13 protein-coding genes are annotated in these 14235 nt (G+C 61.3%); 3 read left to right on the top strand and 10 right to left on the bottom strand.

Annotated elements, in window-relative coordinates:
• Positions 1 to 25: 25 nt before the first annotated feature.
• The 3 genes from guaA to C934_RS0102880 all read right to left on the bottom strand — a co-directional run bounded on the left by guaA (position 26) and on the right by C934_RS0102880 (position 2766).
• Positions 26 to 1588, bottom strand: coding sequence for a glutamine-hydrolyzing GMP synthase (guaA, locus tag C934_RS0102890; protein WP_018855201.1), 1563 nt, complete (start codon positions 1586 to 1588; stop codon positions 26 to 28).
• Between the two features lie 93 nt (positions 1589 to 1681).
• Positions 1682 to 2320, bottom strand: coding sequence for a 5'-methylthioadenosine/S-adenosylhomocysteine nucleosidase (locus C934_RS0102885; protein ID WP_018855200.1), 639 nt, complete (start codon positions 2318 to 2320; stop codon positions 1682 to 1684).
• Positions 2317 to 2766, bottom strand: coding sequence for a PaaI family thioesterase (locus tag C934_RS0102880; protein WP_025658634.1), 450 nt, complete (start codon positions 2764 to 2766; stop codon positions 2317 to 2319). Before C934_RS0102880 ends, C934_RS0102885 begins: the two co-directional genes overlap by 4 nt.
• Before the next feature lie 241 nt (positions 2767 to 3007).
• On the opposite strand from C934_RS0102880, the gene C934_RS0102875 reads away from it, so the two are divergent.
• Positions 3008 to 4084 (top strand): glycoside hydrolase family 25 protein, encoded by a 1077-nt coding sequence (locus C934_RS0102875; protein WP_026371520.1) that lies wholly within the window; start codon positions 3008 to 3010, stop codon positions 4082 to 4084.
• A 44-nt stretch (positions 4085 to 4128) separates the two neighbouring features.
• Positions 4129 to 4704, top strand: a complete 576-nt coding sequence (locus C934_RS0102870) for a dienelactone hydrolase family protein (protein WP_018855197.1) — start codon at positions 4129 to 4131, stop codon at positions 4702 to 4704.
• On the opposite strand, the gene C934_RS0102865 is transcribed toward C934_RS0102870, so the two are convergent.
• The 7 genes from C934_RS0102865 to C934_RS0102835 form a co-directional block, all read right to left on the bottom strand.
• Positions 4701 to 5153 (bottom strand): TspO/MBR family protein, encoded by a 453-nt coding sequence (locus C934_RS0102865; RefSeq protein ID WP_018855196.1) that lies wholly within the window; start codon positions 5151 to 5153, stop codon positions 4701 to 4703. The genes C934_RS0102870 and C934_RS0102865 overlap by 4 nt on opposite strands.
• Before the next feature lie 61 nt (positions 5154 to 5214).
• Positions 5215 to 6303 (bottom strand): DUF1513 domain-containing protein, encoded by a 1089-nt coding sequence (locus tag C934_RS0102860; RefSeq protein ID WP_018855195.1) that lies wholly within the window; start codon positions 6301 to 6303, stop codon positions 5215 to 5217.
• Positions 6304 to 6307: 4 nt separating this feature from the next.
• Positions 6308 to 7405, bottom strand: coding sequence for an imelysin family protein (locus C934_RS0102855; protein WP_018855194.1), 1098 nt, complete (start codon positions 7403 to 7405; stop codon positions 6308 to 6310).
• On the bottom strand, positions 7405 to 8943 hold the full coding sequence (locus tag C934_RS0102850) for a di-heme oxidoreductase family protein (protein ID WP_018855193.1): 1539 nt from the start codon (positions 8941 to 8943) through the stop codon (positions 7405 to 7407). The genes C934_RS0102855 and C934_RS0102850 overlap by 1 nt, the downstream gene beginning before the upstream one ends.
• A gap of 48 nt (positions 8944 to 8991) precedes the next feature.
• A complete protein-coding gene (locus C934_RS0102845) occupies positions 8992 to 10272 on the bottom strand; it encodes an imelysin family protein (RefSeq protein WP_018855192.1) in 1281 nt (426 codons plus the stop codon).
• Between the two features lie 340 nt (positions 10273 to 10612).
• Positions 10613 to 11902, bottom strand: a complete 1290-nt coding sequence (locus tag C934_RS0102840; protein WP_018855191.1) for an RsmB/NOP family class I SAM-dependent RNA methyltransferase — start codon at positions 11900 to 11902, stop codon at positions 10613 to 10615.
• Positions 11903 to 12055: 153 nt separating this feature from the next.
• The gene (locus C934_RS0102835; RefSeq protein ID WP_018116842.1) at positions 12056 to 12418 is read right to left on the bottom strand and encodes a septal ring lytic transglycosylase RlpA family protein; all 363 of its coding nucleotides are present in this window, start codon (positions 12416 to 12418) and stop codon (positions 12056 to 12058) included.
• Between the two features lie 596 nt (positions 12419 to 13014).
• Between C934_RS0102835 and C934_RS0102830 the strand changes: the two genes are divergently transcribed.
• Entirely contained in the window at positions 13015 to 14229 is a 1215-nt protein-coding gene (locus C934_RS0102830) for an MFS transporter (RefSeq protein ID WP_018855190.1), read from the top strand.
• The last annotated feature ends 6 nt before the right edge of the window (positions 14230 to 14235 follow it).

The following is a 14235-nucleotide window of genomic DNA, read 5'->3' as shown; positions in this document are numbered from 1 at the left end:
CGCCTCGATTGAGGCGACTCTCAAGTCATTCCCACTCGATGGTGCCGGGCGGTTTCGAGGTCACATCATACACGACACGATTGATGCCGCGCACCTCGTTGATGATGCGGGTTGCGGCGCGCCCGAGGAATTCCATGTCGTAGTGATAGAAATCCGCAGTCATGCCGTCGACGGACGTCACGGCGCGGAGCGCGCAGACGAACTCGTAAGTGCGGCCGTCGCCCATGACGCCGACGGTCTGGACAGGCAGCAGCACGGCGAAGGCCTGCCAGATGGCGTCGTAGAGGCCGGCCTTGCGGATCTCGTCGAGATAGATGGCGTCGGCTTCGCGGAGAATCTCCAGCTTTTCGCGGGTGATGCCACCCGGGCAGCGGATCGCGAGACCCGGACCCGGGAAGGGGTGGCGGCCGATGAACGAGTCGGGCAGGCCGAGCTCCTTGCCAAGCACGCGCACTTCGTCCTTGAAGAGTTCGCGCAGCGGCTCGACGAGCTGCATGTTCATGCGCTCGGGAAGGCCGCCGACATTGTGGTGCGACTTGATCGTCACCGACGGTCCGCCGGTGAAGGAAACGCTTTCGATCACATCAGGATAGAGCGTGCCCTGGCCGAGGAAGTCGGCGCCGCCGAGCTTCTTGGCCTCTTCCTCGAAGGTCTCGATGAACAGGCGACCGATGATCTTGCGCTTGGTCTCTGGATCGGAAACACCCTCGAGCTCGCCGATGAACTTGTCGGATGCGTCGACGTGGATGAGGTGCAGATTGTAGTGTTCGCGGAACATGGCGACGACGTTGGCCGCCTCGTCCTTGCGCATCAGTCCGTGGTCGACGAGCACGCACGTGAGCTTGTCGCCGATCGCTTCGTGGATCAGTAGTGCTGCGACCGAGCTGTCGACGCCGCCCGAAAGGGCGCAGAGGACGCGCTTGTCGCCGACCTGCTCGCGGATCGCTTCGACCGCCTTCTGGCGATAGGCCGACATCGACCAGTCACCTTTGATGCCGGCGATGTTGTGAATGAAGTTGCCGATCAGCTTGGCGCCATCGGGCGTGTGCACGACTTCCGGGTGGAACTGCACACCATAATATTTGCGCTTCTCGTCGGCGATGAAGGCGTAAGGCGCGTTCGGCGAAGTCGCGACGACCTTGAAGCCTTCAGGCAGCGCCGTCACGCGGTCGCCATGGCTCATCCAGACCTGATGGCGGGAGCCCTTCGACCAGAGGCCTTCGAACAGTTGGTTGTCTTCGTCGACTTCGAGGAAGGCGCGACCGAATTCGCGGTGATGACCGCTCTCGACCTTGCCGCCGAGCTGCATGCACATCGTCTGCTGGCCGTAGCAGATGCCGAAAACGGGCAGGCCGCTGTCGAAGATGATCTGGGGCGCGCGGGGCGAGCCTTCATCAACCGTCGAGGCCGGGCTGCCGGACAGGATCACGGCTTTCGGCTGCAGGCGCTTGAAGCCTTCTTCGGCGGACTGGAAGGGAACGATCTCGCAGTAGACACCCGTTTCGCGCACGCGGCGTGCGATCAGCTGGGTTACCTGGCTGCCGAAATCGACGATGAGGACGCTGTCTGGATGTGCTGTCTGGGTCATGGCGAGCCTTTAATGAAAAGCACCCGGTCTTGCAATGCGCGAAATCCCCCGGCCGAGGATTTTATTGTGCTGATTGTCCCTATCCCGCAGGGGTTAGAACCAGAATACGCCGTCTTCCAGAGCCGTAAACAGGCTGTCGACGGCATAGGAAAGCTTGCGGTCGATGACATGCAGGTATTCTGTCCAGCCGGAAATGTGCTGCAACTCTTCGACACCGTCGGAAATCCCGCGCAGGCCGATCAGCGGCAGTTCGTAAGCCTGGCAGGTGCGCAGGATTGCGAAGGTCTCCATGTCGACCATATCGGCGGCTATACCATTATAGGCCTGCCCGGACACGACGTTGCCGCCGGTCGACAGGCTTGCCTCCGGAATGCCTGGGATTCTAAGCGGCAGGTCGATGGTGGCAGGGAGATCGAGGAACGGCGTGCGCCCCTTCTCGAAACCGAGTGGCGATGCATCCATGTCGCGATAGGATACGGAGGTGGCCTGATAGACCTCGGTCTGCTCGAGCTTTGCCGAGCCCGCCGAGCCGAGCGAAACGACGAGGTCGGGCAACTCATCGGCCTGCGCTAATTGCGCCAGCGCCCGGGTGAGGACGATTGCCGCCTCGACGGGACCGACCCCCGTCATCAGCGGCTCGAAGCGGGAGCGTAGGAACGGACCGTACTCGGCCTCCGCCGCCATCACGAAGAGAATGGATTTGCCGGCGACCGATTTCAGCTCAAACTTCATCCCGAAATGCCCTCTCTGCCACGGATGATCATCATGGTGCTTGTCATGGAAGCGATCAGCTTTGCCGGTCCGTCGCCGATCGCATAGCCGCGCCCGTCCGCAACGATGATGTTCGATCCCGGCTTGGTGATTTCGCCCCTGAAGAGGAAGCGATCGCCACGGCCTGGCGACAGCAGGTTGACCTTGAATTCGATCGTCAGAACGGACGCCTCGGCGTCGATGACGCTGTAGGCCGCCAAGCCGCAAGCGGAATCGAGGGCAGCGGAGATCACGCCGGCATGCAGAATTCCGTGCTGCTGGGTGAGCTTGACGTCGAAAGGCAGTTCGATCTCCACCAACCCCCGCCCGACGCGGGTCAGTTCGGCGCCGAGCGTATGCAACGCCGCCTGGCGGGTAAAGTTCTGGCGGATTCGCTCGTGGAAATCGCCGCTGTCGTTGTCGGTCATCATCGCGCCTTTCTTGCGATCGCGAAAGTGGCATGCTGCGCCGCATCAGACAAGCGCTTCCCGGAAATCTGTTGGCAGAGTGCTCCCGTGCCATGCGGTCGCTTGTCTGACGCGCATGCAAGTGCCGGGCGTAAAGATTGGATTCAGTCTTTTTTGGTAAATCTCCGTTAGCCATTGCTTTTCGATGGGTCCCTGGCGGCAGCGAATCTGTCGTCGACAATTGTTTTGCGTGCGGGTTCTTATGCGTCTATTGGCTGCGCCAGCTTTCTTCCTTGCTTGTCTCGCCTTGTCGGGCTGCACGTCCAGTTTGGGACCGGACAGCCTCGTCGCGGGAATCCCGTCGCGGGAGACGACCAGCTCGGTCGCACGCCCAATCGCGCCCGTGCCGGCCAGCGTCATGCCGGCGAGCCCTGTTCCCTCACCTGATGTCGCAGAGGCGCCAACGCCAGCCGCGCCGCAACAGGAGGAATTGGCCTGGGCCGGCCCGGCGTCTCAGCCGCAAGCCTTCACACAACAGGCCGGAGTGGCCACCGCTCCCGTGCCGTCGGAAAGGCCGATGGCAACGGCAGTGCCAGCCGTCCTGACGCCCGCAGCGCCCGAAATTGACGAGACGCCGCGCACACGTTCGCGGATCTACAGTCATCGTTTCCGCGACGTCAAACCGATCAATTTCGGCTCTTCCTCGCCCAGAAAGCTTGCCGTCCATGGCGTCGACGTTTCGCGCTGGCAGGGCGACATCGACTGGGACAAGCTGAGAACGCAGGGTGCGAATTTCGTCTACATCAAGGCGACCGACGGCGGTGACCATCTCGATCCGATGTTCCGGAAGAACTGGCGCGACGCCAAGCAAGCTGGGATGAGGCGGGGCGCCTATCACTTCTTCTATTGGTGCCGCACGGCGGGCGAACAGGCGGACTGGTTCATCCGCAACGTTCCCCGCGAAGCCGGGGCTCTGCCACCGGTCATCGACGTCGAATGGAACGGCGAGTCGAGCTGCAAGCGGCGGGTCTCGCCCGAGAAGGTCCGTGAGAAGATGCAGGTCTTCATGGACAAGCTCGAGCAGCACTATGGCCAGCGGCCGATCATCTACACCGCGCCGGACTTCTATCGCGACAACCTCAAGGGCGCCTTCCTGAACTATCCCTTCTGGCTGCGTTCGGTTGCAGCCCACCCGTCGAAGGTTTATCCCGGACGCCGGTGGGTATTCTGGCAGTATTCGGGCTCCGGCATCTCGCACGGCGTTGATGGCCGCATTGACCTGAATGTGTTCCACGGCAGCGAAGCCGACTGGCACGACTGGGTCGCCAGATCGGACTGAGGTGCTGCTCGTCTCGCCCGCGCGAAACAACCGGGAGGTTCGCCATGGCAGAGGTTGTGCTGTTTCACCACGCGCTTGGATTGACGCGAGGCGTCATCGCTTTTGCTGGCGATCTGCGGGCCGCCGGGCACGTCGTACATACGCCTGACCTGGTTGCCGGCCGGACGTTCGACACGCTGGAGCAGGGCGTGCAGCACGCCCAGGAGACCGGCTTCGGCGAGATCATTCAGCGTGGAGCCCGCGCCGTGGATGGCCTTGCAGCCGATCTCGTCTATGTCGGGTTTTCCCTGGGAGTGCTCCCGGCACAATATCTGGCTCAGACGCGTGCCGGTGCGCGGGGTGCGATCTTCCTTCACGCCTGCTTGCCGCGTTCGGAATTCGGCTCGGCCTGGCCGAAAGGCTTGCGGGCTGAGATCCATGCCATGGACGCCGACCCGTTCTTCGTTGGAGACGGTGATATCGAGGCGGCGAAGGCGTTGGTTGCCGAGTCGTCGGATGTCAGGCTTTTCCTCTATCGGGGGGACGCGCATCTTTTTTCCGATCGGTCGCTCGCCGCCTTCGATCCAGCGGCGGCAGCCGTTCTCGAACGGCGCGTGCTCGATTTTCTCGCTGATCGCTAGTTCAAATAGACGATCGCGGCGTTGAGCAAGGTCGCGAAGCCAACCCAGGCTGCATAGGGCACGAAGAGCAGGGCGGCGGTCCGATCCGAATTCCAGCGGTTTGCGGCAAAGGCGAGGATCAGTCCGAGCAACAGCACAATGACGACGAGCGAGGCCGACAGCATTCGCAGGCCGAAGAAGAACGGCGACCATAGAAAGTTCAGCACCATCTGCCAGGCCCAGATAAGCATGCCGACAGACAAATGCCCGCGCAACCACGTCCGTGCCCCGGCAATACCAATCAAAACATAGAGGGTGAGCCAGACAGGTCCGAATATCCAATCAGGTGGATTGAACGGCGGCTTGGCGAGAGATTGATACCATTCCTCCGGCAGATTGTTGACGCCGATGGCGAGCCCCCCGCCGAGTGCGATGGCGACGAAGACGACGTAGGTCAGGGCTTTGCTCATTCGCCGGAAATAGGGCGGCTGGACTCTCCAGCCAGATCGCTAGCGATCTTTTGCGCACAATTTAGACGGCCGCAATGCGCACGATATGCTGGTCCCAGGTAACGTCGCTCTGCGTCGACAAAAATCCGCCTTCATAGGATGACACGGCAAAGCCGGCCTTGGCTGCGGCAATCCCTGCCGCATCCGGCACAATCTCTTCACGAAGCACGCGTCCGCTCTTCGCATCGATCGTCACGGACGCGCCGCCCTTGGGAGACGTGACGCCGACGAGCCCTTCACCGCGATTGATTGCGATCGCGCCGACATAGTTGGCAAGCCGGCGTGTCGTCTCCTCCGGCAGATCGACGAAGCGCAGGTCTTCGCCTTTGGCAAAGGAGCCGACGAGCGGCGGCAGGTCGTTGCGGTGCCCTTCATACTGGCAGGCAAACCAGATGCGGCCCCTCGCGTCGACATCGACGTGTCGGGTGGAGAGCTGCACCCACTGCGATGGGAGGGAGTGCTTTTCGATTAGGGCTCCGGTTGCCGCATCGATCAGCGTCAGCGAAGGCTGCATATTGGAGAGGTTGAGCTTGGCGCGGCCGAAATCCGGATGCGTTTCAATGCCGCCATTGGCAACGATCAGCATGCGCCCGTCGTCGGACACGGTCATGTCATGCGGACCGACACCGTAGGTCTCGAACTCTCCTATGCGCTCAAAACGCCCGGTTGCATCGTAGAGGCCGATCATGCCGCGGTTGGCGTCGAAGGCGTTCTCGCTGGCATAGAGAATCCGGCCGTCCGGCGAGAAGGCGCCATGGCCATAGAAATGGCGCCCCTCGGCGGCTGCAATGGTGATCGGCTCGTTTTTGCCGCGGGGATCGAAGATCATCGCATAGGTGCCGGGGCGGCGCGCAAAGGCGACGGTTTTTCCCGTCGCGTTGCTGAAGGCCATGCCATGGGCGCGTGCCGGAAGGGCGATTTGATCGACGATCTCGCCGCGCTCCGTGACCGTCGCAACGGCGTAGGATCCGTTCGCGGTCCGCATCCCTGACGCATAGATCGCATCCGCGCGCTCAAGTGCCATGAGCGCTCGCGGCTGTAGGGCAGCCAGGAAAGTCAGCCCGGCCGCCTTGACGAAACTGCGCCGATCGATCGCGGAGCTATTCCACATGGGTTCAGTCGCCGTCCGAGAAGGAGAAGCCCGCTGAAAGGCCGATTGCCGCGCCATAGTCATCGCTGATCTTGGTGATCAGCTCACGCGTGCTGACCAGAAGAGCATCAAGCTTTGCCCTCTCGGCGTCGCTTGTTGCAACTTCGATATCGGGGTTGAGCTTCTGCAACGCCTCAAGCAGCGACTTCAAATTGGCATCGATCGTGTCGGCGATCGGCTTCTTGTCGGCTGGCAAGAGCTCGGCCATGCCGGCTTTTTGCCAGAGTGTGCGAAGTCCCTCGACGTTGGCCGTCATCGACTTCCAGGTGTTCCCGGAGCGCCAGTAGATCGCCATGCGTGGACGAGGCGTGGCGTCCTTGCCCTTGTAGAACTGCTCGAGCCGCTGATCGCGAACGGTCTCCGCGCCATGAACGAGGATGCCGAGCAGAGCGGTTATGGCCTCCTTGTTGTCCATGAAGTCTTCGCTTTGCGGGCCGGGATGCTTCCAGCTTCCCTGCACGCCATCGGGCTTTTCCCAGGCCGCGACGACCTCGCCCGCCTCACGCTGGATGTTACCGGCAATCGCAGCGCCGTAGAGGCATCGGAAGCTGTTCTTCTGCGTCGTCAGGTCTTCCGAACCGGTGCCGTGGAGCACGTATTCGAGCGCAGTCAGCCCCTGCAGCGCGACGCTCTTGCCGGCGATTGCATCGACAGTCGTATCCTTGGGATCGGCTTTGGCGATCAGAGCCTGAACCTGCTTCAGGGCGACGCCCTTGCGATCGGGGTAGAACAGGATGTGCTCGAAGAGATTGTCCTGGATCACTGGTCCAGTCTGAACAATCTCAATGACCGACCAATAGCGGATCATGTCGTCGAGTGCTGACCGCGCCTTGTCCAGCTTCTGCTGCGTCGCGTCCTCGCAGAGGTCCTTCATCGCCGTTGTCAGGCGTGCTGCCGATTGCTGGGCATTGCGATAGCCTGGGCGGATCACCTCATCGACCGCCCGCTGCATGACTCCGGAGACCGCCTCCTCGTTCAGACCGGCTTGCGGTGCGGGAGGAGTCTGGGCGAAGGCAGAAGTAGCAAGGACAAGGGAGAGGACAAGAGGTTGCCAAAGGCGCATCAAAGGGACTCCAGGAATGTAATCAGTGCCTGCCGGTCATCCCCGGGCAGGGATGCGAAAGCGTCACGCGCCTTTTCAGCCTCGCCGCCATGCCAGAGAATCGCTTCGGTGAGATTTCTGGCGCGGCCGTCGTGGAGGAAAAAGCTGTGCCCGCTGACAGTCTGGGTCAGACCTATACCCCATAGCGGCGGCGTGCGCCATTCACGTCCGTTCGCGCTCCCGACTTGTTGTCCGTCCGCGAGACCCTCGCCCATGTCGTGCAGCAGGAAGTCGGAATAGGGCCAGATCAGCTGGAAGGCTTGAGCCTTGTCGGCGCTGTCGCGCCGCGTGACGAACTTCGGCATGTGGCAGGAAATGCAGCCGCTTTGGTAGAAGATTTTCTTGCCCTGAAGAGTCGCGGGGAAGCTCGCCTTGCGGCGGGCAGGAACGGCAAGGTTGGCCGAATAGAAGGTGACGAGGTCGAGGATCGGGCCGGGGGCCTCCTCCTTGCCAAGGCGCTTCTGCACGCCGGTCGGCATCTTCCCGCACTTGGCTTCGGCTTCTGTGCAATCGCCATGCGGGTCGGCTCGGTCCGGCGTCGAAATGCCAATGTCATTGGAGAAGGCATCCGCGCTCTGGTCGCGCACGCTCGCATTCTGTGCCTTCCAACCGAAGCGCCCGAGCGCAACTTTGCCGGTGCGATGGTCGCGTATGATGGCCGCCTTGCCGTGGATGCCGTCGCCGTCCGCATCGTCCGGATCGGCGTGGGCAAGGATGTCCGCTTCAGGGATGGCCTCGATCAGCCCGAGCCCGATCATCGCCGGCGCAACGCGCGGCGAGATCGTCGTTGTTGGGTCGAGTGGCCCATAGCCGAGGTCGGTCACTTCGTATGTCGGACGGCGGAGCGAGATGGTCTCGCCGTCGCCGAGCGTCACGGGCTCCTCGGTGTAGCGGATAGCCATCTTGCCCTCTGAGGGAAGCCCTGGAACCGCAAGATCCTGCAACTGGTGGCCGTAGATTGGGTCCGGGAAATTGACGACTTCGGCGCTGGCAATCGCCCGCTGCTCATCAGGCGTTGTCGCCGGGCGCGACAGGCGCAGGAACATCGAGGTGGCACTGACGCCACCTTCCGGCGGCTTGCCGCGGCCGTCGTTCAAGTGGCAACTCATGCAGGAGCGGGCATTGAAGAGTGGCCCCAGACCATCTGAGGCCTGCGTCGAGGAAGGGGCGGAGACCCAGAGCTTCTTGAAAAGGGCATTTCCGAGCCGGAACGGCTGTTCTTCTTCAAAGGGGATTGTCGCCGAGATATGCGAAAAGGAATCCTGCGTGACCGGATCGATGGAGGTGGCGCCGCCGGCCTGCATCGCTTCGTATTGCTCGGCCTTGGAAAAATCCGTGGTCGGCCGCGTGACATCGGCGACGCGCTTCATATCCGCGTCGGAAAGGTCGCGTCGTTTCGTCGGAAGATCGAACCCGGATGCCAGCGCAACGGAGAATCCGGCAATCGCGGCGCAAAATGCTGCGCAACTGAGAAGACGACGAGCCGGTCTGGGAGGCATTCGAGAGTTTCGGGCCGCTGCGTCGAACGAAGCGGCCCGCCTTTTCACTTATTGGAAGACCGCGCCAGGATTATCCAAGCTGTCGGAACCTTCAAGCTTCACCGTGCCGAGATCGAGTGCGGCAATAACGCGCTGCACCGTCTTGGTCTGGTCGACGAGACCGTCGATGGCGGCCTGAACGACGGCGTTGCCCTTCTTGTTGCCTTCGCCGATCATCTGGTCGTACTTCTCGACGTTCAGACCGCGCTTCGCCATGACATTCATTGCCTTGAGCGTCGCGTCGAGTTTGGCCCGCATTTCCTTGTCGAGCTTCTCGTCCTTGGCTGCGACGAGATCGTGCAGCGACGGTCCCTTCATCTTCGTGCCGTCGACGCGGGTGTAGTCGCCCGTGTAGGCAGCGGCGATGCCGATCGCGTCGTTGAGGTGCGAATTGAAGGTGTTGTCCGAGAAGCAATCATGCTCTTCTTCCGGATCGTGCAGCAGCAGGCCGAGCTTCATGCGCTCGCCGGCCAGTTCACCGTAGGAGAGGGAGCCCATTCCGGTCAGAATGGCAACGAGACCGGCTTTCGGATCGGCTTCGACATGCTTGGTGGCTTCGCCCTCCGGAGCCCAGTTGTTGGTCATTTCCTGAAGGTCGGAGACCAGCAGCGTCGAGGCGGACTTCAGATATTCGGCACGGCGATCGCAATTGCCGTGCGTGCAATTCTTCAGGTCGTAGTCCGTGGCAGGGCGGTTGCCAGCTCCGGGACCGGTGCCGTTCAGGTCCTGGCCCCAGAGCAGGAATTCGATGGCATGATAGCCCGTTGCGACGTTGGCTTCGATGCCGCCGGCTTCGGCCAGCGTGCCGGACAGGAATTCAGGAGTCAGCTTGGACGCGTCGACATCCTTGCCGTCGATCTTGATCGTCTTGTTGGCGATGACATTGGCGACGTAGAGCGCGTTCTCGTCGCTCTCGGTGCCGTAGGACGCATCGACGTAATCGATCAGGCCTTCGTCGAGGGGCCAGGCGTTGACCTTGCCTTCCCAGTCGTCAACGATCGGGTTGCCGAAGCGATAGACTTCCGTCTGCTGGTAAGGGATGCGTGCCTTGATCCACGCGGCGCGGGCAGCCTTCAATGTCTTGTCGGTCGGGTCCTTGAGCAGGGCGTCGATTGCCGCGTCGAGGGCCTTGGCCGTCGTCAGCGAGTCTTCGTATTTGGCATGCGCAACGTCGGCGTAGTGTTTTACAACTGCAGCAGCATCCGGGGCCGCGTAAGCGGGAATGGCCAGCAGAGCGGCTGGGGCCAGCGCCAGCGCCACGGCTGCGCGGAAATTCTTGTTGAGTTTCATGATCCTCTCCTGTGCGGACTTTCCGTCTGAGGTCCGACGAAAAATCTCTTCGCCCAAAAGCAAACTGGTGTCAAACACTCTAGTTTGGAATGATTTTAAGTGTATTCGCGCGGTCTGACGAACCTCTTGTTGTTTTGACACCCCCTGCTTCTCCGTCATTCCGGCCTTGAGCCGGAATCCAGCCCGCCGCGCGTCTGCGGGGCTGAAGAGTTTTTCGCGATCAAGGACTTGATCGCGCTGGATACCGGTTCGAGGCCGGTATGACGGCGATGGGTATCTCGCCCCCAGAAAATCAATTGAGTTGACGGCTTTGTCAGAAGTCTGCCGGCTGAGCGAGGGCTCAGCCTTTCCTCTGCATGCGGCAGAAGAAGAAACCGTCCGTATCGGTGGAGGCGGGTGTCAGCGTGATGGTCTTGCCGTCGGACGAACGAGGACGTGGGCTGTCCTTTCCGAATAGTCCATCCCACGCAGGCAGGGCGCTGACAATCTCGTAGTCGCCGTTTTCTGCGGTGAAACGCCGGACCTGCGCCTCGTTTTCCTGCGGCAGCACCGAGCAGGTCACGTAGATCAGTTCTCCGCCCGGACGGACAAAGGCGCTCGCCTGCTTGAGCGCGTCCTGCTGCTGGGTCGTGCGCTCGTCGAGGTTCTTCGCGGTCAGGCGCCACTTGGTGTCGGGCCGCCGCCGCCAGGTCCCGGTTCCCGTGCATGGCGCATCGACGAGCACCTTGTCGCAGCGATCGCTCAGGCTCTTCAGAGCCTTGGCGTCATCGTGCACCTGGACATTGCGCGTTCCGGCACGCTTCAGCCGTTCGATGATCGGCGCGAGCCGCTTGCGGTCGGCATCATAGGCGTGAACCTGGCCCTTGTTGTGCATCGCCGCCGACATGGCGAGCGTCTTGCCGCCACCACCGGCACAGTAGTCGAGAACCTGTTCGCCGTCTTTTGGGAGCACGAGATCGGCAACGATCTGCGACCCCTCGTCCTGCACTTCGAACCAGCCTTTCTGGAACGAAAGCTCGGCGGTCACGTTTGGCAGCCTTGAGGCGCCTTCGCCGGCGGGAATCCGGATGCCGTAACGCGCGATCGCCGCCTCTTGTGCGCCGGCTCTTTCGAGCGCCTTGACTGTCTTGTCGCGGGTCGCCTTCAGGATGTTGGCGCGCAGATCGAGGGTCGGACGCCCGGCGAGGGCCTGCGCCTCGACGATCCAGTGATCGCCGAAGGCGCTTTCAAACGAGGGCTGGACCCATTCGGGAATATCGCCCTGGATGTGAGCGGGCGCGTGGGCCAGCTGGCGGCTGTTGAAAGCGGAAAGCTGAGCTTGCGAAAGCGGGCTTGGTGCGAACTTGTCGTCTGCGAGTTCCGCGGCGAGGCTTTCTGGCGTGAAACCCCATTGCCGGAACATCACGGCGTGGGCGAGAGCGGATGCGCTGTCATCGTCCATCAGCCAGGCGTGGGAGAGGCGCATGCGAAGGGCATCGTAGACGATATTGCCGATCGCGGCGCGATCGCCCGATCCGGCAAACCGATGGGCAAGACCCCAGTCCTTCAATGCGTCGGCGACAGGCCGTCTGCGGGCATCGATATCTGCAAGAACCGAAATCGCCCCTTCGAGCCGACCGCCCAACCGCATTCAAACAGCTCCTATCGCCTGGATCAAAATACCGGGCTTGTGAACAATCCGCAGGAAGCGCGACAGACGCAGCGGATAGTACACAAGTCTAGACCGCGTCGTAGACGCGATTGGCGGCAAGAGCAAGCGACCCGTTCGTGTACGGGCGAACGCTTAGCCTATGACTTCGTAGCAGACCTTTGCCGTGCCACTGCTGACCATGCCAATGTTCTGGGCGGCAGCGCGGGAGAGATCGAGGACGCGGCCGCGAATGAATGGGCCACGATCATTGACGCGGACGACGACGCTGCGTCCGTTTTTGCTGTTGGTAACTTTCAGCTTCGTGCCAAATGCCAGCGAACGATGTGCTGCAGTATTGATGGTCGGGTTCATACGTTCCCCGGAGGCGGTTTTGGAGCGAAGTGCGTACCATGAAGCGCCACCGCAACCATTTGCAGCAAATCCTTCAACGGGAAGGATAGTAGAGCAAGCTGCAATTGTTGCTGCGGCGATGACAGAACGGCAGATTTTCTTCAAAACGAATTGTCCCCTCAATTGTTGAACTCACGCCTTGTGGGCGGTGGGAGGGTTGAATCCGGCCAAGTGTGGCGAAAAAGTGCCCCCAATTATCACGGAATAATACAAAGTGTAATATACGTGATGGCTAGATGCGCGGCATGTGCGCCACAGAAAATCGAATGATTGGGAAAAAAGATAATGAAATCAAGTAAAATTAGAACGTTTTTTGCAAGGCCTGATCCACGCAACCAAAGATCACAAAATTAACGAAAATAATTTTGCGCGATTGCCATAATTAGTGCCTCATTTGCGCAAATTCAGAGGCCGTTAACCATAATCAGGCGCTATATTATATGCGCCGAATGGAGGAAGTAGAAATTTCCTACCCTGAAACCGCGCTATTTATGATCGACAAATACAATCGCAAGACGAAAAGTCTGCCGCCCGCTCTCGCCCCGCAGGCAAGTCGTGATATGCAAGTCGACGGAAGTCGCTGCGGCATAGCATAAAAACGCCCCGGGCGTGTCGAAAACGGTGACATTCAAACGTCTTTAGCTTGCAAGCGCGCAAGCAGTGCGCGCCTCGTTCAAATTGGGCAGGGAGGCTGCGAAATCATGAGCATACCTTATCGTTGGATCGTTGTTGCTGCCGGGGCGTTGATGACCTGCGTTGCACTCGGCGCGATGTTCTCCCTGGCAATCTTCCAGGAGCCAATCGCGACCGAGACCGGCTGGTCGCACGCTGGCATTGCGAGCGCGATGACACTTAATTTCATTGTCATGGGGATTGGCGGTTTCCTGTGGGGCACTGCGAGCGATCGCTTCGGCGCGCGGGTTGTCGTTCTGATCGGTGCTGCCGGCCTTGGCCTGGCCCTTGTGTTGGCAAGCCGCGCGGAATCGCTTCTGCAGTTTCAGCTGACCTACGGGATTTTGGTCGGGCTTGCCGCCAGCACCTTCTTCGCGCCAATGATCGCGACGACGACCGGGTGGTTCGAGGAGAACCGCAGCCTCGCCGTCTCCCTTGTCTCTGCCGGCATGGGTGTCGCGCCCATGACGATCTCACCTTTCGCACGCTGGCTCATTTCTGCCTATGATTGGCGAACCGCGATGCTGCTGATCGGCATCACTGCCTGGGTCCTGCTGCTTCCGGCAGCCTTGCTGGTTCGGCGCCCGCCGGCAGAGGCAGGGGACGGCGCGACCGCCACTGCAACAAGCGGGGAACAGCCTTCGCTCTCGCGGGTGTTCCGATCGCCACAATTCATTGTGTTGGGGCTGACGTTCTTCGCCTGCTGCGCTGCGCATTCCGGTCCGATCTTTCACATGGTCAGTTACGCGACGATCTGCGGCATAGCGCCAATGGCCGCCGTCAGCATCTATAGCGTCGAGGGACTTGCGGGGCTCGGCGGCCGGCTTCTCTATGGCGGGCTGGCCGACAGGGTCGGGGTGAAGCCGGTCCTCGTCGCCGGTTTGCTCGTCCAGGCGATTGCGCTTGCGACCTACCTCTTCGTCAGCAGGCTCGGCGAATTCTACGCCCTCGCCATTATCTTCGGCAGCGCCTATGGCGGCGTGATGCCGCTCTATGCTGTTCTGGCGCGAGAATATTTCGGGCCACGCATCATCGGTACGGTGTTCGGCGCGGCGACGATGCTCTCCAGCCTCGGGATGGCCTTCGGTCCTCTTATCGGCGGATGGATCTTCGACACCTTTGACAACTACTCGTGGCTCTTCATCGGATCCGCTCTGGTCGGGCTCGGCGCAGCCGCAATAGCCCTCGCATTCCCGCCGCTCGCACGGGTAAAGGCCGAGCCGGCGCTCGGCGTCTCGATTTGAGGCGTC

The sequence above is a fragment of the Rhizobium sp. 42MFCr.1 genome, assembly GCF_000377185.1.
In the GTDB taxonomy this organism is placed as follows: Bacteria; Pseudomonadota; Alphaproteobacteria; order Rhizobiales; family Rhizobiaceae; genus Rhizobium; species Rhizobium altiplani.
The sequence above is the reverse complement of the archived record's forward strand: the minus strand, read 5'-3'. Positions and strand labels throughout refer to the sequence as shown.

Excerpts from the sequence above, each read along its gene's own strand:
- guaA (WP_018855201.1), bottom strand. The coding sequence starts at position 1,588 with ATGACCCAGACAGCACATCCAGACAGCGTCCTCATCGTCGATTTCGGC.
- C934_RS0102885 (WP_018855200.1), bottom strand. The coding sequence starts at position 2,320 with ATGAAGTTTGAGCTGAAATCGGTCGCCGGCAAATCCATTCTCTTCGTG.
- C934_RS0102880 (WP_025658634.1), bottom strand. The coding sequence starts at position 2,766 with ATGACCGACAACGACAGCGGCGATTTCCACGAGCGAATCCGCCAGAAC.
- C934_RS0102875 (WP_026371520.1), top strand. The coding sequence starts at position 3,008 with ATGCGTCTATTGGCTGCGCCAGCTTTCTTCCTTGCTTGTCTCGCCTTG.
- C934_RS0102870 (WP_018855197.1), top strand. The coding sequence starts at position 4,129 with ATGGCAGAGGTTGTGCTGTTTCACCACGCGCTTGGATTGACGCGAGGC.
- C934_RS0102865 (WP_018855196.1), bottom strand. The coding sequence starts at position 5,153 with ATGAGCAAAGCCCTGACCTACGTCGTCTTCGTCGCCATCGCACTCGGC.
- C934_RS0102860 (WP_018855195.1), bottom strand. The coding sequence starts at position 6,303 with ATGTGGAATAGCTCCGCGATCGATCGGCGCAGTTTCGTCAAGGCGGCC.
- C934_RS0102855 (WP_018855194.1), bottom strand. The coding sequence starts at position 7,405 with ATGCGCCTTTGGCAACCTCTTGTCCTCTCCCTTGTCCTTGCTACTTCT.
- C934_RS0102850 (WP_018855193.1), bottom strand. The coding sequence starts at position 8,943 with ATGCCTCCCAGACCGGCTCGTCGTCTTCTCAGTTGCGCAGCATTTTGC.
- C934_RS0102845 (WP_018855192.1), bottom strand. The coding sequence starts at position 10,272 with ATGAAACTCAACAAGAATTTCCGCGCAGCCGTGGCGCTGGCGCTGGCC.
- C934_RS0102840 (WP_018855191.1), bottom strand. The coding sequence starts at position 11,902 with ATGCGGTTGGGCGGTCGGCTCGAAGGGGCGATTTCGGTTCTTGCAGAT.
- C934_RS0102830 (WP_018855190.1), top strand. The coding sequence starts at position 13,015 with ATGAGCATACCTTATCGTTGGATCGTTGTTGCTGCCGGGGCGTTGATG.